Below are 26167 nucleotides of genomic sequence, written 5' to 3'. Positions count from 1 at the left end.
TTCTGACGCCACGCATAATCGCCGGTCGGGGCGCGCGGCGTCTCGCCGGACCCGGGCCGGCCCGACTCATCGACCAAGGCGAAGCGTCCGCGTGACTGGAGTGGAAAACATACGTCGCTGGCGGCACTTTATCCTCATCGCCACGCTGCCCGCCAGCGCCGCGTCGGCCGGCATCTGCCCGCTGCCACCGGGCATCCCGGCCGCCGAACCGGGTGCCAATGCCGAAGTCACGGCCGATCAGGCCATTCTCGACGGCCCGCTGGCCACGGTGACCGGCAACGTCCGTCTGGAACAGGCAGGCCAGGCTCTGACCGCCCCGGCCCTGGAATACGACGGCAGCGCACAGCGCGTGATTGCCAACGACGGCCTGCGCTACCGCGGCCGCGGCATCCAGTTGTCGGCCGAACAGGCGGATGTGCGGCTGGACTCCGGCATGGGGGAATTCATCGGCACCGACTACGCCCTGACCACCAATGGCGGGCGCGGTCAGGCCGCCAGCGTGGCGGCGCTGGGCGGCGAGAACTATCGGCTGACAGATACCACCTACACCACCTGTGCCGGCGACGAACCCGCCTGGCAGCTGGCCGCCGACCGCATCGAGCTGGACCGCAACCGTGGCCGCGGTGAAGCCTTCGACACGGTTCTGCGGGTCGGCGGCATTCCGCTGTTCTACACCCCCTATCTGAATTTCCCGATCGACGACGAGCGCCACACCGGGCTGCTCACGCCGACCCTCGGCTACTCGTCGGATGACGGCGCGGAACTGGCGCTGCCCTACTACATCAATATCGCCCCCAACTACGACGCCACCATCACCCCGCGCCTGCTGTCCCGGCGTGGCCTGCAGCTGGGCGGGGAGTTCCGCTACCTGCACGCGCATCATCGGGGCGAGGTGGCCGGGGAGTATCTGCCCTCCGACCAGCGCTTCGGCGATGACCGCAGTTTGCTGCGCGCCAACCACGAAGGCCGCTTCGGGCGTTATGTCGGCCTGCAGGTGGACGCCACCCGGGTCAGTGACGAGGCCTATTTCGAGGACCTGGGCACCACGCTGTCGGGCACCAGCCAGTCCCAGCTCCAGCGGTTGATGCGCCTGACCCTGGCGGCGCCCGGCGTGCGGGCGGCGGTGCTGGCCCAGGATTATCAGCCGGTACTGGCGGACACCCTGAACAACCGGCCCGATCCGTTCGAGCGCCTGCCGGCGGCGCAGATCAGCCTGCTCACCCCCAACCGCGGACCACAGCTGGGACTGGACGCGGAGGTCGTGCGCTTCGATCGCGATAACGCCATTCCCACCCGCCGCACCGATCTGCGACCCCGGCTGCTCTGGCAGCACGACGCGCTGGGCTGGTTCGCGCGGGGCGAAGCGGCCTACCGGCATACCCGCTATCGCCCGGATACCGGGCCGACGCTGGAGCGCGATATCGGTTCCGGCTCGCTCGACGTCGGACTGCGGCTGCGGCGGCGGATGGATAACGGCTGGCTCCAGACCCTGGAACCGCGCCTGTTCTATCTCTACACCGGCTACGAGGACCAGAGCGCCCTGCCGCTGTTCGACACCGCCGTGGCCGATCTGCATTTTCACCGGCTGTTCGCCCGCAACCGGTTCGTCGGGGTCGATCGCGTCGGCGACGCCAACCAGCTCACGGCGGGCGTGACAACCCGCTTCATCGAGCCGGAAAGCGGCCGCGACGTCCTCAGCCTGGGGCTCGGGCGGGTGTTCGGGTTCCGCGATCTGGCGGTCAACGCCCCGGTGACCGGGGTCATCGGCTACGACGACCAGGATTCGGATGTGGTGGCCACCGCCGCGTACAAACCTACCCGCCACTGGGAGAGCCGGCTGGCCCTGCAGGCCAGCCCCGGCGACGACCGGATCAACCGGGCCAGCGTCCGGATCGGTTACGACGACGGGCCCGACCGGCATGCCAGCCTGGGCTATCGCTACTTCCGGGATCTGCGCCAGCTGCCGGGCGGCACGACCGAGACGCTGGAGCAGGTCGATCTGCGCCTGGCCTGGCGAATCGACGAGCAATGGCAGGTGATCAACCGCTGGAACTATTCGCTGGAAAGCCGTCAAAGCGTGGAAATGCTGGCCGGCATCGGTTATCGCCCCAGTTGCTGCTGGGCCACCCGCGTGGCATTCCGGCGTTTCGTGCGCGATGCGAGCGGGGAGCGCGGCTCCGCCCTGCTGTTACAGGTAGAGCTCACCGGGCTGGGACGCTTCGGCGACGAAATCTGGGGCCTGCTTGATCGTGATATCGTTCCCGCCGGCTCACAATTCACCAATCTGCGGTATCGATGAGACTGATTCGCCTTGCCCTGCTGATGGCCGCCACCGGCCTGTCCCTGTCACCCGCCGCGGGCGTGGCGCAGGATTCCGAGCTCGACGAGATCGTGGCTGTCGTCAACGACGGCCTGATCCTGGAAAGCGAGATGGAAGGCGCCGTCGCGCAGGTCCGGCAACGCGCCGGGGCCCAGATCAACAACGTGCCGGACGAGGTGGTGCAATCCCAGGTCCTGGAGCAGTTGATCCTGCGCGAGTTGCAGATGCAGCGCGCCAACCGCGCCGGACTCAGCGTGAGCGATTCCGAGCTCAACCAGGCCGTCGAGCGCATGGCCGCCCAGAACGGGATGACCGGCGATCAGTTCATGAGCTCGGTACGGGCCGAGGGGCTGTCGGTTTCCGCCATGCGGGAGCGGCTACGCGAACAGATCCTGATCGACAAGCTCAAGCAGCGTGAAATTGCCGGGCGCGTGGTGGTCACCGACGAGGACGTCGATCGCTATCTGGAAAGCGAGTCGCTTCGGGTGCAGGAAAACCGCGAGTACCGCATCCGTCATATCCTGGTCTCGGTCAGCGAAAATGCCAGCCAGAGCACCATCGATGCGGCACGCGACCGGGTCGAGGAGCTGCGCGAACGCGCACAGGAGAACGACAGTTTCAGCGAACTGGCGGTGGCCCATTCGGATGGCCAGAACGCCCTCGAGGGCGGTGATCTGGGCTGGCTGGCCGGCGGTTTCCTGCCCACGCTGTTCTCCGATGTGGTCCCGCGCCTGCAGCCGGGCGAAATCAGCGAGCCGTTCCGTGGACCCAGCGGATTCCATCTGATCCAGCTGGCCGACGTGCGGCGCACCGACGGCCAGCAGACCGCGTCGGAGGATTCCGTGGTCAAGGAATATCAGGCCCGCCATATCCTGCTCGAACTCAACGAGATCCGTAACAACGAGCGCGCCGAGGCCGAGGCCGAGCGGCTGCGCAAGCGGGTGCTGGCCGGCGACGACTTCACCCAGCTGGCGCGCGAGAATTCCGACGACACCAGCAGCGCCAACCAGGGCGGCGAACTCGGCTGGCTGCAGGCAGAGAGCATGTCGCCCCCGTTCGCCGAACAGCTCCGGTCGCTCAAACCCGGTGAAACCAGCAAGCCGTTCCGCACGGAAAGTGGCTGGCACGTGCTGCAGATGCAGGACACACGTCAGCGCGACCTGAGCCAGGAACGCCGGCGCCAGCGGGCGCGTCAGGCACTCGGACGCCAGAAAATGCAGGAGGAATCCGAAATCTGGCTGCGCAAGATCCGCGACGAGGCCTTCGTGGACATCCGGCTGGAAGGCTACCAGGACAGCTGACCCCGGACGCACCGCGCCACCACGAGACGACTCCGATGCCCATGAACCGACTGGTGCTCACGCCGGGCGAGCCGGCCGGCATCGGTCCCGATCTGGCCGTCCGGCTCGCTCAGCAACGCCATGACTGCGAGCTCATCGCCGTCTGCGACCCTGATCTATTGACCGACCGGGCGCGGATGCTCGGTCTGCCACTGACGGTGGACACCAAAACCGACACCACCGCACCGGCAGTCGCCACCCGACCGGGGCATATCCGGGTGCTGCCGGTTTCCCTGGCCGCCCCCTGCCGTCCCGGTGTCATCGATCCGGCCAACGCCGGCTACGTCCTGACCACGCTGGAACAGGCCGTCGATCTGTGCCGCAATCGGCAGGCCGACGCCATGGTGACCGGCCCGGCCCACAAGGCGGTGATCAACCGCGCCGGCCACGCCTTTTCCGGACACACCGACTTCATCGCCGAGCGCACCGGGGCGTCGCACGTGGTGATGATGCTGGCGACCCCGGGTCTGCGGGTGGCGCTGGCGACGGTGCACATTCCGCTTGCCGACGTGCCCGCGCAACTCACACGGTCTTCCCTGGCCCGCACGCTCCGGGTTCTGGATACCGATCTCCGCCGCCATTTCGGCCTCGCCCGGCCGCGCATCCTGGTGGCCGGCCTGAATCCCCACGCCGGTGAAAGCGGTTACCTGGGCCGGGAGGAAATCGACGTGATCGAGCCGGTGCTGGACGAGGCCCGTGAGGCGGGGCTGGACATCGAAGGCCCCCTGCCCGCGGATACCCTGTTCACGCCGGACAGGCTGGCGCGCGCGGATGCGGTGCTGGCCATGTACCACGACCAGGGTCTGCCGGTGATCAAGCATCTTGGCTTCGGCCGCACGGTCAATGTCACGCTGGGCCTGCCCATCATCCGCACCTCCGTCGACCACGGCACCGCGCTGGATCTGGCGGGCACCGACGCCGTGCATACCGGCAGCATGGACGCCGCCGTGGCGATGGCCGATGAACTGGCCAGCCATGCCCGCGCGTAAACGCTTCGGCCAGCACTTCCTGCACGACCCGGCCATCATCGGCCGCATAATCGATCACATCGCCCCGGCCGAAACCGATCATCTGGTGGAAATCGGCCCGGGACGCGGCGCACTCACCGAGCCGTTGCTGGACCGCTGCCCCCGTCTGGACGTGATCGAGATCGACCGGGACCTGGCGCCCGCGCTGCAACAGCGGTTCGGCGGCCAATCCGGTTTCACCCTGCACGAGGCCGACGCCCTGCGCTTCGACTACACCAGCCTCGGCGGTGATCCGCCCCTGCGGCTGGTCGGCAATCTGCCCTACAACATCTCGTCGCCACTGCTGTTTGCGCTGCTCGCCAGTCCCGCGCCGATTGGCGACATGCATTTCATGCTGCAGAAGGAAGTGGTCGACCGCATGGTCGCGGAGCCGGGCGAAGGCGATTACGGCCGGCTGTCGGTGGCAGTGGCATCCCGAGCGCGGGCGGAACGTCTGATGACCATCGGACCCGGGGCCTTCCAGCCGCCGCCGAAGGTGGAATCCGCCATTGTGCGCGTTCGTCCGCGGGTGCCCGACTTTGCCATTGACTGCCAGCGGGATTTCGACCGGGTTCTGCAGGCGGCGTTCTCGGCCCGCCGCAAGACCATCCGGAACGGCCTGAAGGGGCTGCTGGATCGGTCGGCGATCATCGATGCGGGCGTCGACCCGGGTCAGCGCCCGGAACAACTCACGCCTGCCGAATTCGCGGCTCTGGCCAACCGGTTCACGGGGGAGACCGCCTGACTCAGCCAGTGCCGGTGTCCTTGTCACGCATGAGCGGGGCCACGCGGTGCCGGGCCAGGAAACGCCCGAATGCCCGCGCCGACAGCGGAGGCGCCACCGCCGGCCCGAAACGCAAACCGCACCCCAGTGCCACCAGCAGGCCGGCAGTCTCCTCATCGGCCACCGGCCCCGCCACCAGCGGCTGCTGCTGGCGGCGCGCCCGGCCCGCGATCGCCTTGATTCCCGCCACTGCGGCCTGATCTTCCGCCAGCCCGGCGAGTAGGGTCTCCGGGACCAGACGCAACTGCGCCGAAGTTGCCTCGTCGTCGCCGTCCATCACGGCGCGGGACAGGGTCGTGGATGGCACGCCGACAACCATCAACGCACCCGGCGACAAGCGGTGCGAACCGGATTCACCCCGCCAGACCGCATCCACCGCTTCGCCGGTATCCTGAGCCGGCGCCCACAGCAGGAGCACCGGGGGCAGGCCGATATCCCGCCAGTTGCCGATCACGCGGCCGAGCCGGCGCAGAGTCCAGGCATCCAGCGCCGCGCCCATGCCCTGATCCCGCGCCAGTGCCCGCGCATCGTCAGCCGGCCCCGGTCCGATAACGTGCGCCGAGGCGGCCACCACCCCGCCCTGCTCGTCCAGCACCGGCCAGAATTGCAGATCGAGTTCATCGCCGGCCATGGCCGCGGCCAACCGCTGCCCGGCCTCATCCGACTGCTCGTCAACCAGCTGATCCAGGTGCGGTGCGTAGAGCATCGGTTGCGGGTCGTCGCCCATGCGAATGGCCTGTACCGCGATCAGCGCGCGGTCCAGAAGCTGCGCCGGCGTCGTGCCGTCGGTAGCGGCGGCGCCACCCCAACGCAGCGCCGGCCAGGGCGCCGAGGCCGGTGCGGACGATTGCCGTATTGCGGCCTCCAGCCGTCGGCTGGTTTCCGACAGGGCCTCGGCCGGCGGCGCGTCCGAGGTCCGGAACAGCGCGATTTCATCACCACCAATCCGGGCAATGCAGGCATCCGGCTTGTCAGATTGCCGTTGCCACTGCTCGACCAGCTGATCGAGCATCTGATCCACCGCCACCCGCCCATACCGGCGATTCAGTCGGCCGCAGTCAATCACATCAGCCACCACCAGCAACCCGCCCGTGGCCTCATGGTCGTCCGCATGCGCCTGTATTGCCGCCAGCAGGCCGGCCGTGCCGGATGTCGTGATCGGCGCCGAGGCACTTCGCGGCGTATCGGCCGGAGCAACGCTCACCAGATAGTCATCGGCGGTCAACCGAGACACGATCGCCGAGCCCGGCCCCGCTGCCAGATCCAGCGGCACGGTGCGGCCGATCAGATTGGCCGGCTCGTCGGGAAGAAGCGTGGTGACGGCACTGCCCGGCACCGCATCCTGTCCGAACAGCCCGTGCCAGCCCGTGCCGGTCCGGCGGATGCGGCCGGCCGAGTCCACCAACGCCAGCACGCCCGGCGCGGATTCGATCAGCAGCCCCGCGGGGTCATCAATGGCGGCTGGCGATGCCGGTTCGCGCGGCTCGAAGGTCGCGGTCAGCGCATGCGGCGAACCCACGGGTTCCGGCACGGCCCGCACCGACACCGACACCGGCGGCCGGCCCTGGCATTGCAGCAATACCGTCGTTTCCACGACCGATTCGGCCTGGCTATTCAACATCCCGGCGACCGGACCTTCGATCGGCTGGTTGTCGTCATCGAGAAAGATCAGCGTCTGATCATGGCGCGTGGCCTTCAACGCGCTGGCATCCCGGTGCAGTAGTGATTGCATGGCCTGATTGACCCGGGCGATCCGCTGCTGGTGGTCCAGCGCCACCCAGCCGATGCCCGCACGATCGAGGTAACGGGCAATGGCGTCGCTATCCGCATCCCGGGCCCGTGCCGGGGCGGCGGTGGGGGCGGGCGCCGGCGCGGCGGCCGGCGCCGGCCGCGATACCGCCGCCTGTTCGTCCGGCTCCCGCCACGCAGCAATCACGCCCGGCAGCCACCGCCATATCAGCACCAGGGCCATCAGCCAGGACACCAGCAGCACCGCGATCATCGGCAACGCCGCGACCAACGCGCTGCGCCAGGCGATGCCGGCATCCACGAATCCGATGCGGTTGCCGTCCCGGCTGAGACTCAGGCGGCGATCGCTGCTAGTCGCCCGATAGAGGAAACCGCGCAACTGGCGGGCCTGCGCCGCCGGCAGGGCACCACCCACCGATTCCAGCGCGCCGACGGAGGCCAGCACCACGCCATCGGCGTTGCGCAGAGTGAGGTAGTTGACCGCGTATCGCGGCTCGGCCAGCAGCGATTCGGCAGCGGCCACCAGGTCGGCGGGCACCCGGTCCTGGCGCAGCTTCGGCGCCAGTTCGGTCTGTGCCGCCGCCGCCAGCCGGTCGGCCAGGCGGTCGGCCTGGGTCGACAGGCTGTGGAACAGAAGAACAGGTGCCAGCAACGCCCACAACAGCGCCGCCGCAACGGCCAGTAGCTGCGTCAATCCCCGCAAACGCCCCCGAGATGATTCCGCCATGTCCGCGCCATCAGCCGGTCACGCGAGCCGGCCCAACGGCCGCCTTTCAGTCCCCGGCCGAAAAGCTGTCGGTCGACTCGAAGCGCTCGGGAATCGGGTAGGTAAAGCTTTCCAGATAGCGTTCGTAGGTGCGGTCGGCCACGTCCTTGAGCATGGGGCGGTTCTCCACCGCCCCGACACCGCGACGCTGCTTGTCCAGCGCGTTGCGTGTGGTATCGCCCACGTCGGTGACCTCACCCGCCCAAGCGTAAAGCGGTAGCAGCATCAGGCTGACAAAAATCATTTTTTTCATGACCCATCCTCGTTGAAATCGGGCCGGCGTCGAGTGGCGCCGACCGGCCGGGCATTCATCCGCCGCCGCCGCCGATGGTGGTCGCGGCGTTGCGGCGGTCGTCATTGGTGGCCCGGCCCGGCGTCGGTTCGGGCGCCGGCCGGGGCTCGGTTTCCGCGTCGGGCAGCGGCGATACGGACTGGCGAGCCAGCTGCTGCAGCGAGGCGGCGCGCTGGCGCAATCGCTTGATCTCGTCGCCGCCAACCTCGTGTTCCGCCGCAATGCGGGCGGCACGGCGTTCCTCGCCGTCGATCAGCAGGGCCACGATGTAATTGTTCCGCGGCAGGCGCTCACCCGGGCTCAACTGGTAGGCGGTGGCCAGCTCGCGGACCGCCTCATGGACCTGGCCCTGCCGCAGTAGCGCGTAACCCAGGTCGTTGCGAATCCGGGCGTCGGTGGGCAGCAGCGTCACCGCGGATTGCAGGTGCCGCACCGCCAGCGTGAGGTCCTGAGGGGCATAAACCAGACCCAGACCATGCCGGGCCTCACCGCGAAACCGGCCCTCGTCGAGCAACTGGCGGTAGATCTGTTCGGCCGCCACCGGCTCTTCCAGCTTGCGCAGCAGGTCGGCGCGCAACAACCGCAGTTCCGCCGTGTCGCCGAATTGCTTCTGCTGCGCCTCGAGATGGGCCATGGCGGCGTAGAGCCGGTCCTTGCCCATCAACTCGCGAATCAGGTCGGTATAAAGCCGGCGATTCTCGTCCTCGCCGCGGGCCTCCTGGAGCAACTGCGCCGGTTCCGCCAGGTCCGGGCGCGGCGGCGAGCTGGTGCAACCCGCTATCAGTATCATCAGCAGACAAGCACCGAGAAACCGCATCAGCTGCCTCCGATCGAGCCCAGGGCGTTGGAGATGGACACGAACGCCGGACCGACAATGAAGATGAGCAGGGCCGGAAAGAAGCAGGCCACCAGAACCACGGTCATCTTGCCCGCCATCACGTTGACCTGCTCGCGAATCTCCATGGTACGCCGCTCCTCGATGGTGTCGAGGGCGTCGCTCAGGGGCTCGCGGATCTCGCCACCATAGCGCTCCACCTGCCGCAGCACGCCGAGCACGCTTTCCAGTTCCGGCACGGCAAGAGTCTTGCTGGTTTCCATCAGCAGCTGGCTCATGTCCGCGCCCGCCTCGACCTGACGCAAGACCGGCGCCAGCTCGTCGATCATCTCCGGCAGCGTCCCCTCGCCATCCTGTACCAGGCTGGTCAGGGCCTGGCGCGTGCTCAGACCGGCCTCGTACAGCAGCATCATCAGATTGATGAACAGCGGCACTTCGGCGCGAATGCGCTCGCGCCGGTTCTTGGCCGAGGAGCGCAGCACCAGACGCGGCAGTGCCGCCGCCAGCAATACCAGGAATACCAGCAGGACGGCGACCACAAGCGCACCGAACTGCGGCACCAGGACAAACCACAGGGGCACCGCCGCCGCCAGCCCGATAATCGGCATCAGCACCTGCATGCCGTAGAAGGCTGCCCGTGCCCGTACGCCGCGCCAGCCGGCCTGGGCCAGCAGTACGGTGGTTTCCTCGGGATCGTCCAGAATCCGGTCCAGGCTCTGACCGCGGTCGGCCACTCGTGCCAGCCACTCGGAGGTACCCCTGGGCCCGCCCTTCGCCTGTCGCTGGCGGGCACCGGCCAGTCGCCGCGCCATACGCTTGCGCCGGCCTTCCTGGATGCCGGCGGCCGTGAACAGCCCGACGCCCAGCACCACCAGCAGGGTGGCCGCGGCAATCAGCAGGGGCAGATTCGCGATCACAGGCCACCGTCCCGCAGCGAGGCCATCATGCGCCAGATGATCACCAGGCCGAGCACCTGCAGGGCAACGCCCACCCCCATGGCAATGCGGCCGCCGCCGCTGGCAATCATGGGTTCGTAGTAACCCGGATTGACCAGAAACATGATGCCGGAGATGAGAATCGGAATGGCCGCCACCACGTAGGCCGAGAACCGGGTCTCGCCGGTCATCGCCTTGAGTTCCCGGCTGGCCGCCTCCTGCCGGCGGATGGCGCCGATCAGACTCTTGATCACGCGCCTCATAGAACCGCCGAACCGACGATTGACCCGGGCCGCCAGGGCCAGGATGTGCAACGCGCGCAGCTGGTGCACCGCGGCCGCCTCCGACAGGGTTGCCTCCATCGATGCCCCCAGCCGCACCTGGCGCGACACGCTCAGGAACAGCGAACGGCAGGGCTCGACGCTTTCCAGCGCCGCGCTCTGCATAGCCTCGTCCAGCGTGTTGCCGGCGGTCAGTGAACGCAGTACGTATTCCAGGAAATCGGGCAGCTGGTCCGCGATCTGCCGCCGGCGCGCCTGCACCCGCTGGCGCAGGACCAGCACGCTGACGCCCAGCACCGCGATCCCCAGGGCCAGGCCCACCAGCAGATTGATCAGCGCCAGCAGCACCACCAGCACAATGAACCCGAGAATCATCAGGTTGGCCGTGCCCGGCTTCATGTCGATGCCGGCACCCCAGAACTGATGGCAGACCACCCGGGTCAGCGGATTGCGAATCCGCTGGAGATGCCGCATGCCGGCCAGTTCGTCGACGAAGTCGCCGGCACTGGTCTGGCCGATACGCTCTTCCAGCGCCTCGTCGCCGGCGCGGGTCTGGGCGCGGGCAAACAGCCACACCGCCGCCGCCACCAGCAGCAGGGACATGGCCCCGGCGAGGATCAGCGCCATCATGATGCGTTCTCGCGATCGGCGTCGGGATGGGTGAACAACACCTCCATCGGCAGGTGATCGCCATCCACCTCGCCCACGCGCTGGACCGACATCAGCCGGCGCTCGCCGGAACCCAGCCGGCTGACGTGGACGATCAGATCCAGCGCCGAGCTGATCTGGTGCAGCAGTGTGCGCTCATCCCCGTTGAAGCCGGCAAAGCCGGCGAGCAGCTGTAGCCGGTGCACGGCGTCCCGCGGACCGTTGGCGTGCAACGTGGTCATGGAGCCGTCGTGGCCGGTGTTCATCGCCTGGAGCATGTCCAGCACCTCGTCGCCGCGAACCTCGCCGACGATGATGCGGTCCGGCCGCATGCGCAGGGCGTTGCGAACCAGATCGCGCGCGGTGACCTGGCGCTCGCCCTCCAGATTGGGTGGCCGGGTCTCCAGCCGCACCACGTGCTCGTGGCGCAGGCGCAGTTCGGCCGCGTCCTCGATGGTGATGATGCGCTCGTCGGCCCCGACCCACTGGCTGATGACATTCAGAAACGTGGTCTTGCCGGAGCCGGTGCCGCCGATGACCAGGATATTGCGCCGCTTGCCGACCTCGGCCTCGAGAAACGCCAGGGTTTCGGCGTCGACCGTGCCGTAACTGATGAGCTCCTCCGCCGTCAGCGGCTGCTCGCGAAACTTGCGGATCGACACGCAGGGGCCGTCCAGGGCGATCGGCGGAATCACCGCGTTGACGCGACTGCCGTCCGGCAGACGGGCGTCAACCATCGGGGTGGACTCATCCACCCGTCGCCCCAGCGGGGCGAGGATGCGCTGGATCACGCGGATGATGTGGGCATTGTCGTTGAACCGCAGCGGCTCCACGCCCAGACGGCCGCCGCGCTCGGTAAAGATATGGTCAGGCCCGTTGACGACGATGTCGTCGACCTCGTCGTCATCCACCAGCGGCTGAATCGGGCCGAAACCGACCAGCTCGTTGAGCGTGTCCTCGGCCAGCGCGTCGGCCTCCGACTGATTCACCGGCAGGCGATTATCCCGCACATAGGCGCGCACCTGATTACGGATGAAATCCCGGGCCTTGGTGCGCGACCATTCCTCCAGCCGCACATCGCCGTCTTCCAGCAGCCGGATCATGTGCTGATGCAGCCGCGACTTCAGCGTCTGATACTGGTCGCTGAGCCGGAACCGTCGGGTGTCGGGCGTGGTGGCTGCCATCTAGGGCCTCCCTTAACCGAACAACCGCGACATGAACCCTGTCTTGGGCATCTGAACCGTCTGACCGGTGATCTGCTCCAGCAGCGCCAGCACGTCACGGTTGAAGGCATCACGCGGGGCGTGCTCGAACATCGGCTCGCCCGCATTCATCGACTCCAGTCGCGCCTGGGGCCGCCCGGACAACCCGGCCAGGTAGGGCAGATCCAGCAGCGCGGCAAGACGGTCCGGTTCCAGCCCGACCTTGGACTGCACCTGATCCAGGACCAGACCGACGTTGTCCAGCGGGCAGTCGGCCTGCCGCAGACCGTGCAGCATGTGCTTGTTCTGGCGGCTGGTCAGCACCGACTGGTCGGTCAGGAGAACCGCCCGGCGTGCCGGGCTGACCGCCGCTGCCAGCGGGGCCAGCGAAATGCCGGCATCCGCTGCCAACACAACATGCTCGAACAGCCCGCGCAGCGTTTCAAGAAGGCGCTGCAGCTGATCCGCATCAATGGCGGGGGGCCCGGCAACCTCCTCCGGGAGGCTGAGGAAATAGAGCCCGTTGTCGTAGCGCGGGAAGGCGGTGTCGATCAGTGTCTGATCGCAACGCTCGACATCGCGCAGGGCATCCAGGGCGCCGTAGGTCTGGTCGGTATCGAGAAATACCAGCGTGGCGCCACCCGGCAGCGACAGGTCGAGCAGGAGCACGCGCCCGTCCTCGCCCACCTGGGTCTGCAGCGCCAGCGCCATGTGCATGGCCAGAAACGGAATACGCGGATCGGGCGCGGCGGCAAACACCGTCAGCAGCTGGCCCTGGCCGGCGGTATTGGTGCCGGTGCGCGGGCTCCGCCGGAGTACCCGGCCGACCAGCTCGGTGAGATTGTCATCGTCGCGGTGGACAACGAGAAAATCCCGCGCGCCGGCACGCATCGCCGCCAGCACCGCCTCGGAATCCTCCTGCTGCCCCAGGGCCACGACCGGCAGTTCCCGGTGGCGCTCGGCCAGGTGTTCCACCAGCCGCGCCCGTTCCAGGGCATTGTCGGCATCGAACTGCACGAACACTAGGCCAACGCCGGGCGTGGATTCGATTTCGCCGGCCAGACCGGCGGGATCGTCGTGATCGGCGGGCAGCACGCCCACCTGACCGCCCAGATTCCTGGTCAGCCAGTCCCGGAGATCCGAATCATCCGCAACGATGAGTGCCTGGGTTTTCACGATCGTTGCCGTTCCTAGCGAGTGAAGCCCGTGTCCCGTTCCTCGAAGTCGCCTTTCTCCAGGAAGAACAGTTCGCCCGCGCTCGGGTTGTATTCGTCGTATTCCTCGCCCGGCATCTCCACGCGGGTCTCGGGGGCGAGCGGTGTGACCAGGTTGGGCGTGACGACCATGATCAGCTCGCGGTCCTGCCGCTCGTAACTGGTGGAGCGGAAGAACGTGCCGAGGATCGGGATATCGCCCAGCCAGGGCACCTTGTCGACGTTCGCCGACAGGCTCTGATCCACCAGGCCGCTGATGATGAAGCTTTCGCCATCACCCAGTTCCACCGCGGTATCCGTGCGGCGCACGCTGATGCCCGGCACCTGTACACCCTGCACCGTCACGCCGGAGGTAAAGTCCAGTTCGCTGACTTCCGGGGCCACCTTGAGCGCGATGCGATCGCTCTGCAGCACGGTGGGGGTCAGGCTCAAACGGATGCCGAACTCTTTGAATTCGATGGTCACGCTGCCGTTGCCGCCACCGGCCTGCACTACCGGAATCGGAAACTCGCCACCGGCCAGGAAAGTGGCGGTCTGGCCGCTCATCGCCACCAGCGACGGTTCCGCCAGGGTCCGCATCAAACCACGACGCTCGAGAACGCTGAGCACGCCGGCGAAGTCCTGGTCGGAATCGCTCAGCAGCAGATTGAAGGCGTCACCGATGGGCCGGAACGCGGTGTCGCTGAGCGGGTTGATGCCACCACCACCCCCGAATTCGAAGCCACCACCGGAGCCCGGCGAGCTCAGGCCGGCGACCTGCTCGCCGGGCATCGGGTTACTGATGATGTTGAAACCGATCTGCCGCAGCGCGCTGCGGCTGACCTCGGCGATGCGGATATCGGTCTGTACCTGGGTGCGAACCTGTTCGCGCTTGCCATCAAGCAGCACGTCTGGCAGGTCACCGGACCCGACCACCACCGAGTAGCGCATCGGTTCATCGCCACCCTTGGGCCATACCAGCAACGTGGTATCGCCCCGCTTTTTGCCGGTGAGCATCATTTCCCGCACGCCGAGCACATTGACGCCGGCGATCTCGGGATCGCCGAGCGCGACGCGATCGATGCGCTGATCGGTCTTGACGACCTCCTGGTTGCCGACGCCCACCTGGACGATCTCGGCATGGGCCAGACCCGTACCGAGCAGGGCGACCATTGCGACGACGAATCGTTGGATTGGCTTCATTATGGCTTCGTCCCTTGTCCGCCGCTTATCGAATGGGCTTGGTGATGCGCTTGGAGGTCGTGCCCTCGTAGACCTCGATCACGCTGTAGGCCGGTCGGCGCGGGGTCTGCGCGCCACCGCCACCTTTCTGACGGCGTTCGAGCGCGGCCAGCTCGGACAGCGTGATGACCTTGTCGTTGTCGTCATCGGCCGCAGCCTTGTCATCTTCCGCGCTGCTGTCGTTGGCAGCGACACGCGACGATCCCGGTGCCAGCGCCTCCGGCTTGTCGTCGTCAGTGGTGCCATCGCCAGCACCCTCGTCATCCGCTTCCTCGGCGGTCGAATCGGCCACGACCTCTTCGCCTCGCAGCGACAGTCGGAGCTCACCAAGGCTGGCACCAAGCATGACCCGAGTGGTCGCCTTTTCCGGCACCGCCACCACCGCGGTACGTTCCCGGCGCTGCTGACGGGCCTCGTCGCCGTCATCGCCTTCCGGATCGGCATTGATCAACCGCTCCTGATAGGCCAGAACCCGCACATCCTCCAGCAGCACGCGGGCCTGAGAGTCTTCCACCTCGCGACCGGACGAGCGGATGTAGAGCAGTACGTCCACCTTGTCGCCGGGTTTGACGAACCCGCCGACCGCAATCACGTCGGAAATTTCCAGCGACATGGCCTGGGAGCCCGCGGGAATTGCCTGCGCCAGGGTGTTGGCCGCCGAGAAACTGTCATCGGTAACCGGGGCTCCCATCGGCACCGGCCGGAGCGGCGAACGACCGACGACTTCATTGACATCGGTGTAGTACTGCGCCGGCTCCACGGAAATCGGCACCAGCGCCACGCTTTCGGCGGGAATCGGCTGATAGGGCGGGATTCGGCTGGTGGCCACCACCGCCAGCACCTGGTTTTCGCCCGGCTGCGGCGCCGTTTCCTCGGCAGCCTGCTCGGCCGGCGCGAAGCCGCCACCGAAGCGATAGGCCACGAACGCCAGGATCACGGCCGCGACGACCAGAAATCCGGCAAATGCCTTCAGCGCGGTACTACTCATGAATGTCTCCCCTTGACCGGGACAAGAATACGCCGCCGAGCCGGATAGTGAAAACCTAAAGTGTGACTTCGGCCGTTCCGGTCAGCACGCCGCCGCCCGGTACCGGGGGTATCGGCCCGAATGGCGGCAAGTTTATCTGCGGGAGAAGAGGAGACGAGTTGGCCGTCACATTAAGCGAAACCACGACGCGCAGGAGACCGGAGCCATCGATGGTCGTGCCGCAACCCAGCGAGGCCTCGCTGTCACCGTCATTGCAGACCAGGGAATCGCCGGTGGCCCCATCCAGGATGGAAGCCGGCAGCCAGTCCAGGTTGCTGGCAATGGTATCGACCACCGCCTGACCGACCACGGCCGGGTAAGAATCGGGCCCACTGCCGCTGCTGCTCCGGCCGACCGGATCAACTGCCACGGCAGCGCCAGCCGCCTGCTGGGCCGCATTGTTCACGGCTGACTGCAGCATGAACACGTAGCCGTAATAGATCATCCCCACTAGCAGAATGAGCAACATGGGCAGCACGATAGCGAACTCGATCAGCGCCGCCCCGCGCTGAGTGCGCCAAAGGCCTAGCGGCAACAAGCCGTCAAGAGGCCGGCACAAAGCCCACCCCACGAATGGTCTGCGGCAACGGCACCAGCGGAATGGCAATCGGGAAGTCCTTGGTCACGGTAACCGTGCAGCCCGGCTGCGGATCGTTCCGGCTGGTGACGTCGACATTGGGCTCGTTGAGCAGGCCCACGTTCGGCAACAGACGGTTCACTCGATTGGCCGCCAGGCTCGCCCCCGAGGCGCAGTAACCGGCGACATCAAGATTGCCATCGACGTCACGAAACCCTTCGTCATCGACCTGAACCATTGCATCGGCGCCCCGCTGGGCGCCGAATGCCATGGCTTGTTGCGTCACGAATACTAAGCCGTATAGCAGTATACCCGCGAGCAGCAGTAGCAGGGGCAGTAGGACGAAAGCGAACTCGACTAGCGTCGCGCCCCGCTGTCTCGAAACAACCATACTTGGCTAAATGCCCCGCAAACATAGGCCGAACATCTAATTAACCTGCAGTCAGGGTGATCAAGTGCCGCCTGTAGCGTCGAGTTCGCCACCAAGATTGTCGAAAAACGTTGTCAGGTTGCCGGTCACTGCGAGCGACCCCAGCAGGACAACGACCGCGATCGCGGAAATAATCAAGGCGTACTCAATCAACGTCGCGCCGCCCTGCAATCGGGCATTCCCGGCGCGCACCTCGAACAAGCCAATGAGCATGCGAAGATAAGTCATCATCGTCAGTCCTCCTGTTAACTGGACCGTGGGTCTTGTCCCACCCACTGAGTTTAACCAATCATTTCCGGCAGCGCCGACAAATGCGTGCAGTTGCCATCAAGCTCAATCATCGATGTTATCGACCATCCGAACAATGCCTTGAGAGGTTATGATGCGGTGCCGACCACAAAGGTAACGGCAAACGCCCGCAGAGCCCGACTGACAGTACCGAAAACTCCTATCCGGCTCAGGTCGCTTCTATTCATGGCAGCACGGCCGGGACCGCCATTCAGGAGCATCTCGACACCTCCATTGTTAGAGCGCGCCAATGTCCACTTACGCAATCGGTGACATCCACGGTGCCTATGCACCGTTGACTCGGCTTCTTGACCGACTCGCGTTCGAGCCCGGCCGAGATTCATTGTTGTTCGTAGGCGATCTGGTCAACCGGGGCCCGGAGTCCGTGGCAACCCTGCGGTTCGTGCGCAGCCTGGGCGAGTCGGCCATCACCGTGCTCGGCAATCACGATCTCAGCCTGCTGTCACAATGCCAGCAGCCGGATGCCGAAGAGCGCCTGAATCCCACATTGCAGCCGATTCTCGCCGCACCGGACCGGGAGCCGCTGCTGGAATGGTTGCGGAACCGGCCGCTTTTTCATCATGACGCTGGGTTGGGGTGGTCGATGGTGCACGCCGGGCTACTGCCCGCCTGGGATGTTGCCAGAGCGGCCGAGCTGGCGCGGGAGGTGGAATCCGCGCTGCAGGGGCCGGACTACAAGGCATTCCTGAACGATCTGTTCGGCAACCAGCCGGATGCCTGGTCGGAGAATCTGCGCGGTAACAACCGCCTGCGGGTGATCGTCAACGCCATGACGCGGATGCGTTTCTGTCACGACGACGGGCGCATGGACCTTGACTACAAGAAGACCATTGCCGAGGCGCCGGCGGGGTTGATGCCCTGGTTTCAATTACCCCGGCGGGCCAGCGCCGGCGAGCGCATCGTGTTCGGCCACTGGTCCGCGCTCGGGCAGGTGGCCTGGCCCGACTGCAACGTGTGGGGCATCGATACCGGCTGTGCCTGGGGCAACAAGCTGACAGCATTGCGGCTGGACACGCCGGCGCCGGAGATCATCCAGGTGGATTGCGGCTCGGAAAGCGTGACACGGTAGTCTTGCTGGCGGGTTGAAACCCGCCCTACCTCGGAATCAGGCCATGTGCGCGCCGCTTGCCAGGGCGTGATTCACCGCGCCTGCCGGGAATGAATGCCAGCCTCCCTGCGTCGGCACTGCCATCGCTCGATCATCCCGGCCGATCCTTATTCAGGCAGGATCAGCGTCCGGACCTTGGCCTGTACCTCGGCAAGCTCATGGTCGGTGATCCGACCCTTCGGCCGGGCGCGACGGGCACGCCAGTCCAGGCTCTTGAGTTGGTCGGCTAATACCACCCCGCCGCCATTGCCGGATAATCGGACTTCGAACGGGTAACCCTTGATGCGCGACGTCATGGGACAGCAAACCATCAAGCCGCTGGCGCGATTATAGTCGGCAGGACTGAGGCAAAGCGCCGATCGGTGGCCGGCCTGCTCGGTACCGGCTTGCGGGTTGAATCGCAGCCATACCACGTCCCCCACATCCGGCACACGGGCCGACATGGCTACAGTGCTTCGTCACCGACCGGCTCGCCGGTATCCATCGCGTCGTGCCGGTTTTCCTCGGTGATGCCGGCAATCAGATCGGCCAGCGAATAGACCGTCGGCCGCGCGGGCTCGATCACGATTCGCCCGTTCTCCACTCGCAGCTCAACCTGCGCATCGATGCACAGATGCGCCTGCTTCATGATCGCAACGGGCAACCGGACGGCAGCGCCATTCCCCCATTTCTTGATGCACTGTTCCATGACAAATCCGGATGTAGAAACAATGTTGATACGCTAAGTGGGGCAATGGTCAGTGTCAAATATCCGCGGCACACGCAGCTCGGCATGTCGCTGGCCCGGCAGGCGCGAAGGGTAGAGTTTCATGGCGGGTTGAAACCCGCCCTACCTCGGAATCAGGTCATGTTCGGGCCACTCGGTAGGGCGCAATTCATTGCGCCTGCCGGCGTTCGGTGCCGGCCGTTGCTGGCGGGTTGAAACCCGCCCTACACCGGAATTGAGCGGGGCCGACGATAACTCGCCGGCCCCTCGTCTCTCACACCATCCCGAACGCAATCAGTGCGCGGAGGACTGGCTCTCGTCGATATCCTCCAGCCGGGTGTAACCACCCTCGGGCTTGGGATAGTCCATGAAGAAGTAGGCCAGCGCCGGCAGCACCAGGATGGCGCCGATCATGTTGGCGGTGAAGATGAACAGCAGCAGGATGCCCATGTCGATCTGGAACTGCAGATCGGAGAACAGCCAGGTGGCCACACCCGCGCCCAGGGCAATGCCGGTGAACACCACTGCCTTGCCGGTCTTCTGCATGGTCCGGTAGTAGGCGTCCTGCAGACTCAAACCGAAGTCGCGCACGCCTTCCTGGAACACGCTGTAGACATAGACGCCGTAATCCACGCCGATGCCTACCGCCAAGGCCAGAATCGGCAGCGTTGCAACCTTCAGGCCGATGCCCGCGAGGGTCATCACGCCGTACCCCATCAGCGACACCAGCGACAGCGGCGCCACGATGCAGATCAGCGCGGCCAGACTGCGGAAGGCCAGCAGCATCAGGATCACGATGACCAGGTAGACCCAGAGCAGGACCTCGATTTCCTTGTCCTTGATCACCTCGTTGGTGGCCGCCATGACGCCGACGTTGCCGGAGGCCAGCGTGAATTTCACCCCAGTGTCGCGATTCTCGTCCTCGTCGCGGAATTTCTTCACCGCCGCGACGATGTTCTCGATCGTTTCCGCCTTGTGGTCGGCGGTGAAGATGATCACCGGCATCACGCTGCAGTCGGGCAGCAGCAGGCCGGTACTCGACGGAATGGGCGTGATCGCCTGCGACAGCACATAACGGTTGCGCGGCAGGATCTTGAACTTGAGCCAGCCCTCGTTGAAGCCCATGTTGACCTGCTTGGCAATCTGGCCGAGCGATACCGTGGACTGCACGCCGGCGGTGTTCTGCATGCGCCAGGCAAAGCGGTCGATTTCCTCCATCACGTCGTACTTGATGCAGGCTTCCGGGTCGGTCTCGGCCATCACCTTGAGCTGATCGGTACCGATCGAGAAGTTGTTGACGATGGCGGCGTTGTCCTGGTTGTAGCGCGAATCCGGCCGCAGTTCGGGTACCCCCTCGCTGAACGAGCCGATCTGCAGCTGGTCATGCTTCCACACCGACCAGCCCAGCAGCACGCCGCAGGCCAGCAGGATGGGTACCGCCACGCCCGGGCGGGTGGTGTAGGAGATGGTCCGCCACAGGCCGTCATACAGCCGGTCCCGGCGAATCTGCTTGTCCTTGAACGACTGCGGATTGCGGATGTTCACCCAGGTCAGCCAGATGGGCACCATCACCTTGTTGGTGATGATGATGGCGAACATGCCGAACGCGGCATTCAGGGCCATTTCCTGAATGATGTCGATCGGGATCAACAGGATGGTCAGGAAACCGGCCAGGTCCGTGATCAGAGCCGTGCTGCCGGGAATGAACAGCCGTCGGAACGTGATCAGCGAAGCATCGAAATTGGTTCGCCCGGCATCGGCCATCTCGTGGACCCAGGCGTTGACGTATTGCACGCCATGCGACACCGATACCGCCAGCACCAGGAACGGCACCAGGATGGCGAACGGGTCCAGCCCGTACCCGGCAAGCGTCAGCAGCCCGAACTCCCAGACCACACAGATGACCGAGGCCACCAGCACGATCGCCGCCAGTTTGGAAGAACCCAGATAGCCCCACAGGAGGAGCGCCGTCATCACCAGCGTCACGGCAAAGAAGATGAACACCTGTAACGAGGCGTCGACGATGTCGCCCACAACCTTGGCGAAGCCGATCACGTGGACCTTGATGCCCTCGGTTTCGTACTCCTGCCGTATCTGTTCCAGGCGATGCGCGACTTCGACGTAGTCGAGCTCCTCGCCGGTCTTGGGATCGATATCCAGCAACTGGGCCTGCACCAGGGCGCCGCGTTCATCCTCCGAGACCAGCCGGCCGATTACGTCGGCCTTGCCGACGTTGGTCTGCACCAGATCGAACATTTCGTCGGTGGGTTCGTAGCTCGCCGGCACCACATTGCCGCCGGACAGGCCACCCTCCACCACCTCGATATAACGCACGTTGGGCGTGAAGATGGATTGCACCCGGGCCCGGTTCACGCCCGGCAGGAAGAACACCTCGTCGGTGACCTTCTTGAGCTTGCCCAGAAAATCCTCGTTGTAGATGGTGCCCTCTTCCTGCATCAGGGCGACCAGGATGATATTGGCGCCGCCAAGATCCTCCCGATAGTCCATGAAGGCATCCATGTAGGGATGCTCGAGCGGAATCGATTTCAGATAGCCGGCATCGATGCGGGTCTGCGAGGCCAGCACGCCCAGCCCCACGGTCATCAGGAGCAGGACGATCATGCTGATCATCGGCTTGGCGTAGATCAGCGGTTCGATCAGACGCAGGATTCGCTTCTGGGAACTCATTGAAAACTCCGGTTGCGCCGCTCTGCCGCGGATCAGCGGTTGCGCTTGTAGAGGAAGGCGCCGTTCTCGCCGACGAAGAGAAGATCACCGTCGGCGGTCTCGACCACGTCGGTCAGACCGCCCTCGCGGGGATTGGGCAGCCGGCGGGCCTTGGGGCCACCGTCGTCGCTGACCCAGATACGGCCGTTCACGCCCACCAGGACGTACCCGCCGTCGGCGGTCTGCGTGCCGCCAAACAGGCTAAGGACCGACTTGTCGTTATCGACCACGTCCCACTCGGATTCGGCGGCCTTCTCCTCCGCCGCCTTGCGCTCGGCTTCGGCCAGCGCCTCTTCTTCGGCTTCGGCGCCTCCGGATTCCTTGGCCTCCTCGGCATCCTTTTCCATGCTGGGGGGCAGCTTGAACTGGTAGCCGAGGTCGGTATCCGGCGGCAGCACCGGCAGGCTCGCCACGTCATCCGTCACGAACGCATGGCCGCGCAGGCCGAACAGCAACAGGCCCTGCGGGCCGAGCTGGCGAATACCAAAGAAGGTGCCGCTGTAGGGCGCCTCGATCAGATCCCAGGTCTCACCACCGTCGGTGGACTTGGACAGCAGCCCGGTCTCCCCGGCAATCACCAGGGTGCCGTCATCAAGCGCCACCATGCTGTTGAGATGCCAGCCGCCCATGGACAGTTGCGGTTCGTACTCGGTCCAGGTCTCGCCGCCGTCCCGGGTCTTGTAGAAGAGGTCGTAGGCGCCGACCGCGAAACCCGTCTGGTCATCGGTGAACACCACATCCAGAAACGGCGTCTCCAGCGAGGGCTCGTAGTTCTGGATGGTCCAGGTCCTGCCGCCGTCGGTGGTCGCAAGAATGGTCGCGGCATGACCAACCGCCCAGCCCCGGTCTTCATCGACGAAATCCACCGCGGTCAGCGTGGCCCGGACCGGCACTTCGGCCTGGGTCCAGTTCAGCCCGTCCTCGGAGGTCAGGGCATGGCCGCGCACGCCGACGGCGGCAAAGCCGTCACCGCGGCGCTCCACATCCAGCAGCAACTCGAAGGGGGCACGTGGCGCCATCTCGGCCGGCTTCGGCGCCGGGGCTTCGGACGCATCCTCCTCCTGAGCCTGGGCGACTGGGCCGCCGGCCACGGTCAGCAGGAGGCCGCACATGGCCAGGGCCTGACGCCGCTTCGATACGCGGGAACCGGATCTGCTCATATCACAGGACTCTTGTTGTTCGAACGCAGGGTGCCGGCGCCGGGCCGGCACCCCCTCAGAAGCGGTAGCGAATACCCAGCTGGAAGAAATCGCGATCAGCCAGATAGTTGAACTTGTCGGCACCCTCGAAGAAGGTCACGCCCGCGGTGATGCTCCATTTCTGCTGAATGCGCATCTCCACGTTCAGCACGTACATCTTCCGGTTCTCGATGAAGTTCTCCCCGGGTCCGGGCGCGGTGCCGCTCACATCGTGCTTGATGATGAACACCGGTTCGAAGGAAATCCCCGGAAACACATTCTCGTAGCGGACGATACCGATGATGACATAGCCCCAGGCGAACTTGTCGGCGAAGCCATCACGCTGCTGCGTGGGGTTGAAGCGCAGCTGGAATGGCCCACAGAGACGGGTATTGCCCTGGCGCTCGGCCGAGGTGCCCTGCACCACGCCTTCCGGGCAGGCCGGCGCACCGGTGCCATCATTGCCCACGCTGGCATGGTTGAAGGTGCCCGGCCCCTCGATCTGCAACTCGTCCCGGCTCGGCAGGCCCGGCACGTGGGTGGCGCCGGTCTCGAACAGCAGGATGATCTGATTGGCCTTGATCCAGTTGCCCGGGCCGATGACATAGGTCGCGCCGAGGTTGTACTGCAGCACGTCCATGCGCTCATAGCCCTGGATGTACTGCCCCGGCTGCACCGTATCCATGCCGCGGTAGCGGGTCAGGTAATCGGGAAAGGCATTGCGGCGGCCGGGCGGATCGGACAACACGGTTTCGTCAGCGATACCGCTCAGGCCCGCCTCGAGATCGTTCAGATCGAGGCCTGCGTTGGCCAGGGATCCAGTCAGCTGATTGACGATGCCCTGCGCTGCATCAGCGTCCACGCCGAGCAGATTGCCGACGGCGCCGACGAGATCACCGCCATTGGCGAGCGTACCCGCGAGATCGCCAACCAACGGGACCCCGATTGTGTAGCGGTCGTCGAAGGTCGCAGGTTCGCATTCATCGGTGTTATCGGTAAACGCCCCCGCCGCACAACCCACAGGCGCGGAGGGTTGCAGCGCCGCAAATGCCACATCAATATCGTCAACCTGCAGCGGCAGATTCGGGCGATAGGCCACTTCACCCTGCACGGAGATATCGCCGAAGCTGGTGTTGAAGCTGATGCCGTACATGTCGATGTCTTCCGGATACTCCAGAAGAATCGAGAAGCTGTCCAGCGGATAGAACTCGGCGCAGGGACCGGAGCCGGGGGCGGCATCCGCGGGGCAGGGATCGCCGTTGGGCTGGGTAACACCCGGCAGCTGATCCGTGTTCAGGCCGTTCACAACCTCGCCCAGCACCGTGGTGGCAACCCCCCCCGCGCCACCGCCGGCCGAGTTGCCGATTGCCCCGAGAAAGTGCGCCAGATCCGCATTGGGACAATCTCCCAGCACATTGACCGTGTCGGTCAGGGTATCGCCCGTCGGTGGCGACTGTAGGCAGGTTTCATCGCCCGCGTAGGCCGAGGCATAGGGCAGCCGGCTGTGATAGTTGAGGTAGTAGAACCTCAGCTCGGTGCCGTTGTTGAAATCGGGCAGATAGGTGGTGAAGGCGGCACCATACTGTCCGCCGCTCGGCGCATCACGCTCATTCACCGGCACCTGGCCGCTGACATCGGCAACCGCCGTCAGCAGTTGCTGTTCCGCCCGAAGGTTGCCGTCGGGGTCATCCGGTGCCTGACCGAAGCCGGGATTGATGTTGTTGTCATTGGCGCCCAGCGTCACGTCGATGAATGACAGAAAGCCGCCGCGTGGCGGAATCTCGACTTTCTCCCAATCATACTGGTAGAAAACCTCGAAACTGGTGTTGAGCGTCAGAGGTCCCCCGATCTTGATCGCGCCAACCGGCTCGAACACCGTCGCCAGACTCAGGAATGCCGGCCGGAACAGCGCGTTCACGTTGGGCGGGTTGATGGTGTTCAGCGAATTGACCACCAGCAGAGTCGACTCACCCCAGTTGATGGTCTGTTCGCCCACGGTGACCTTGAGGTCGCCGATATTGGTGCCGAACAAGCCGGCGGTGGGCAGATAACCGCTCACATAGGCGTCCAGCAGATCGAAGTCCTGCCCGAGATATTCGTTGAACTTGTCGCCGGCCGGACGCAGCGTCGGCGTGCCCACGGAGGGGAAGCCGTATTCACCGCTGGCGCGCCGGGCATCATCACGCGCGCGATCCTCCGGTGTGTAGAAGTTGGGAAAATCCTGCTCGCGATCGTAGTTCACGAAATCATGGAAGGCGTTGTAGCGCGCAAACACGATGACATCGCTCAGCGGGCCGATGTTCTCGCGGAAACGCAGTTCGAAATCCTGATTGACCTGGAACGGGGCCTGGGTGATGTCGTACTGGTCGTAGTTCAGGGTGCCGTCGTCATGGTTGATGCTGGCCACACCGCGGGCATCCAGCCCCAGTTGGTTGACGAAGTTGCCCTCTGCTTCCAGACCAAGCTGGACCCGGCCGGGCACGTCACCGGGTGCAGTCGACAGGTGCGGCTGGCACAGCGAGCGACAGACGCTGGGGTTGTAGTTGGCCACGCCAACCACGTCCGAACTGGGCTTGGTCAGGCGCACCTGGGCGCCGAGCGAGAAGCTGGTGTTGATGGAGGCGTCGATACCCCCGAAATAATCCCAGTCATACGTAGCCGCATAGCTGCCCGGCGCATACAGACCGGCCCCCAACGCGGCGGCCAGCAGTACGCCAGCGGCGCCGAATCCCTTACCCTGCATGAGGTCTCCTCCCTAAATACCCCGGGCCCAGCCGGGCTTAATATCCTTGTTCGTGAACCGGCCATGTCGGGCCCGGTTGACGATTGTGCAGGCGTCCCCCGCCGTGCCGCTCAGGCGCCGCAGACGGTGTTAGCCCTTGCATCGCGCGGCATCGTGATGCGCCCTTTACGTGCTTGATAGCAAACCCTACCCGCCAAGACAAGACGACTATCCGGAAACCCGGCGTACCCAACCTTCCGGCGGGGCCTGCCGGCGGCCACATGAACTGGCCATGACAGGGTTTGAGCGCCGGATGCCACCGCCCGTCGCGGCGGCATCCGGCACATAGTCAGACACGCTTTCACCGTCGACCTAGCGCGTTGTCCGCCGCTTGAGGGTCTGCGGCGAGAAGTGGCGGTCTTCGTAGGTCACCGAGAAGTCGTTGGGCTGACCTTCGTTGGTCATCGCGGTGGAGAAGTACAACCCGGACTGCAGGTCGTAGATCAGTTCCGGCGCCCCACCCACGAATTGACCCGTGGGCAGATGCACGTTGGCCGCTTCCTGGAACTTCCACAGTTCGTCGCGGTTGTCGTAGGCGTCCACGGCGACGATGTTCCAGCCGTCTTCGTCGATGTAGAAGGTCCGACGCTTGAACTGGTGGCTGGTGCCGTCACGCAGGGTGGCGTCGACCACCCACACGCGGTGCAGTTCGTAGCGCATCAGGTCCTGGTTGATGTATTTGTCACCCAGCAGGTCGTCGGCGTAGGTGAGGTCGGGCTGGTTGATGGC

Annotated in this window: 23 protein-coding genes; 5 read left to right on the top strand and 18 right to left on the bottom strand. The window is 65.6% G+C overall.

Going from position 1 to position 26167, the window contains the following annotated elements:
* Nucleotides 1-91: 91 nt before the first annotated feature.
* From RM531_RS03855 to rsmA, 4 genes are read left to right on the top strand one after another with little or no spacing between them, the layout of a single operon-like run.
* Entirely contained in the window at nt 92-2299 is a 2208-nt protein-coding gene (locus tag RM531_RS03855; protein ID WP_311657452.1) for an LPS-assembly protein LptD, read from the top strand.
* Entirely contained in the window at nt 2296-3621 is a 1326-nt protein-coding gene (locus RM531_RS03850; protein WP_311657450.1) for a peptidylprolyl isomerase, read from the top strand. Before RM531_RS03855 ends, RM531_RS03850 begins: the two co-directional genes overlap by 4 nt.
* 35 nt (nt 3622-3656) lie before the next feature.
* Nucleotides 3657-4649 carry a 4-hydroxythreonine-4-phosphate dehydrogenase PdxA gene (gene pdxA / locus RM531_RS03845; protein WP_311657449.1) on the top strand — a complete coding sequence of 331 codons (993 nt, stop codon included), beginning with the start codon at nt 3657-3659 and terminating at the stop codon, nt 4647-4649.
* Nucleotides 4636-5412, top strand: a complete 777-nt coding sequence (gene rsmA / locus RM531_RS03840) for a 16S rRNA (adenine(1518)-N(6)/adenine(1519)-N(6))-dimethyltransferase RsmA (protein WP_311657447.1) — start codon at nt 4636-4638, stop codon at nt 5410-5412. Before pdxA ends, rsmA begins: the two co-directional genes overlap by 14 nt.
* Before the next feature lies 1 nt (nt 5413).
* Here rsmA and RM531_RS03835 read toward each other — a convergent pair whose 3' ends face one another.
* From RM531_RS03835 to RM531_RS03780, 12 genes are read right to left on the bottom strand one after another with little or no spacing between them, the layout of a single operon-like run.
* Nucleotides 5414-7927: a diguanylate cyclase domain-containing protein gene (locus RM531_RS03835; RefSeq protein WP_311657445.1), complete on the bottom strand. Its 2514-nt coding sequence runs from the start codon at nt 7925-7927 to the stop codon at nt 5414-5416.
* 46 nt (nt 7928-7973) lie between these two features.
* Nucleotides 7974-8219: a DUF3613 domain-containing protein gene (locus tag RM531_RS03830; protein WP_311657444.1), complete on the bottom strand. Its 246-nt coding sequence runs from the start codon at nt 8217-8219 to the stop codon at nt 7974-7976.
* Nucleotides 8220-8274: 55 nt separating this feature from the next.
* The gene (locus RM531_RS03825) at nt 8275-9075 is read right to left on the bottom strand and encodes a tetratricopeptide repeat protein (protein WP_311657443.1); all 801 of its coding nucleotides are present in this window, start codon (nt 9073-9075) and stop codon (nt 8275-8277) included.
* Nucleotides 9075-10010 (bottom strand): type II secretion system F family protein, encoded by a 936-nt coding sequence (locus RM531_RS03820; RefSeq protein WP_311657442.1) that lies wholly within the window; start codon nt 10008-10010, stop codon nt 9075-9077. Before RM531_RS03820 ends, RM531_RS03825 begins: the two co-directional genes overlap by 1 nt.
* Entirely contained in the window at nt 10007-10939 is a 933-nt protein-coding gene (locus RM531_RS03815) for a type II secretion system F family protein (protein WP_311657440.1), read from the bottom strand. Before RM531_RS03815 ends, RM531_RS03820 begins: the two co-directional genes overlap by 4 nt.
* Nucleotides 10936-12141, bottom strand: coding sequence for a TadA family conjugal transfer-associated ATPase (locus tag RM531_RS03810; protein ID WP_311657438.1), 1206 nt, complete (start codon nt 12139-12141; stop codon nt 10936-10938). Before RM531_RS03810 ends, RM531_RS03815 begins: the two co-directional genes overlap by 4 nt.
* A 12-nt stretch (nt 12142-12153) precedes the next feature.
* A complete protein-coding gene (locus RM531_RS03805; protein WP_311657436.1) occupies nt 12154-13335 on the bottom strand; it encodes a CpaE/TadZ family protein in 1182 nt (393 codons plus the stop codon).
* A 14-nt stretch (nt 13336-13349) separates the two neighbouring features.
* Nucleotides 13350-14525 (bottom strand): type II and III secretion system protein family protein, encoded by a 1176-nt coding sequence (locus tag RM531_RS03800; protein ID WP_311657435.1) that lies wholly within the window; start codon nt 14523-14525, stop codon nt 13350-13352.
* 55 nt (nt 14526-14580) lie between these two features.
* Entirely contained in the window at nt 14581-15582 is a 1002-nt protein-coding gene (cpaB, locus tag RM531_RS03795; protein WP_311657434.1) for a Flp pilus assembly protein CpaB, read from the bottom strand.
* Between the two features lie 55 nt (nt 15583-15637).
* On the bottom strand, nt 15638-16192 hold the full coding sequence (locus RM531_RS03790) for a TadE/TadG family type IV pilus assembly protein (protein ID WP_311657821.1): 555 nt from the start codon (nt 16190-16192) through the stop codon (nt 15638-15640).
* Nucleotides 16164-16589: a TadE/TadG family type IV pilus assembly protein gene (locus tag RM531_RS03785; RefSeq protein WP_311657433.1), complete on the bottom strand. Its 426-nt coding sequence runs from the start codon at nt 16587-16589 to the stop codon at nt 16164-16166. Before RM531_RS03785 ends, RM531_RS03790 begins: the two co-directional genes overlap by 29 nt.
* Nucleotides 16590-16649: 60 nt before the next feature.
* Nucleotides 16650-16859 carry a Flp family type IVb pilin gene (locus RM531_RS03780; RefSeq protein WP_311657431.1) on the bottom strand — a complete coding sequence of 70 codons (210 nt, stop codon included), beginning with the start codon at nt 16857-16859 and terminating at the stop codon, nt 16650-16652.
* 307 nt (nt 16860-17166) lie between these two features.
* Between RM531_RS03780 and RM531_RS03775 the strand changes: the two genes are divergently transcribed.
* A complete protein-coding gene (locus RM531_RS03775) occupies nt 17167-18006 on the top strand; it encodes a symmetrical bis(5'-nucleosyl)-tetraphosphatase (RefSeq protein ID WP_311657429.1) in 840 nt (279 codons plus the stop codon).
* A gap of 146 nt (nt 18007-18152) precedes the next feature.
* Here RM531_RS03775 and mazF read toward each other — a convergent pair whose 3' ends face one another.
* The 6 genes from mazF to RM531_RS03745 form a co-directional block, all read right to left on the bottom strand.
* Complete coding sequence (gene mazF, locus RM531_RS03770) at nt 18153-18488, bottom strand: endoribonuclease MazF (protein WP_311657427.1); 336 nt, start codon at nt 18486-18488, stop codon at nt 18153-18155.
* A 2-nt stretch (nt 18489-18490) separates the two neighbouring features.
* Nucleotides 18491-18733, bottom strand: coding sequence for an AbrB/MazE/SpoVT family DNA-binding domain-containing protein (locus RM531_RS03765; protein ID WP_311657425.1), 243 nt, complete (start codon nt 18731-18733; stop codon nt 18491-18493).
* Nucleotides 18734-19045: 312 nt separating this feature from the next.
* On the bottom strand, nt 19046-21439 hold the full coding sequence (locus RM531_RS03760; RefSeq protein WP_311657423.1) for an efflux RND transporter permease subunit: 2394 nt from the start codon (nt 21437-21439) through the stop codon (nt 19046-19048).
* 32 nt (nt 21440-21471) lie between these two features.
* A complete protein-coding gene (locus tag RM531_RS03755) occupies nt 21472-22638 on the bottom strand; it encodes a WD40/YVTN/BNR-like repeat-containing protein (RefSeq protein WP_311657421.1) in 1167 nt (388 codons plus the stop codon).
* Nucleotides 22639-22693: 55 nt separating this feature from the next.
* A complete protein-coding gene (locus RM531_RS03750) occupies nt 22694-25399 on the bottom strand; it encodes a DUF1302 domain-containing protein (RefSeq protein WP_311657420.1) in 2706 nt (901 codons plus the stop codon).
* Between the two features lie 351 nt (nt 25400-25750).
* Nucleotides 25751-26167: DUF1329 domain-containing protein (locus RM531_RS03745; RefSeq protein WP_311657418.1), on the bottom strand; the 417-nt coding region annotated here is incomplete at its 5' end.

Source organism: Spectribacter acetivorans (assembly GCF_031846305.1).
Lineage (GTDB): Bacteria > Pseudomonadota > Gammaproteobacteria > Nevskiales > Salinisphaeraceae > Spectribacter > Spectribacter acetivorans.
Note: the sequence above shows the minus strand (reverse complement) of the source record. Positions and strands in the feature narration are given on the sequence as shown.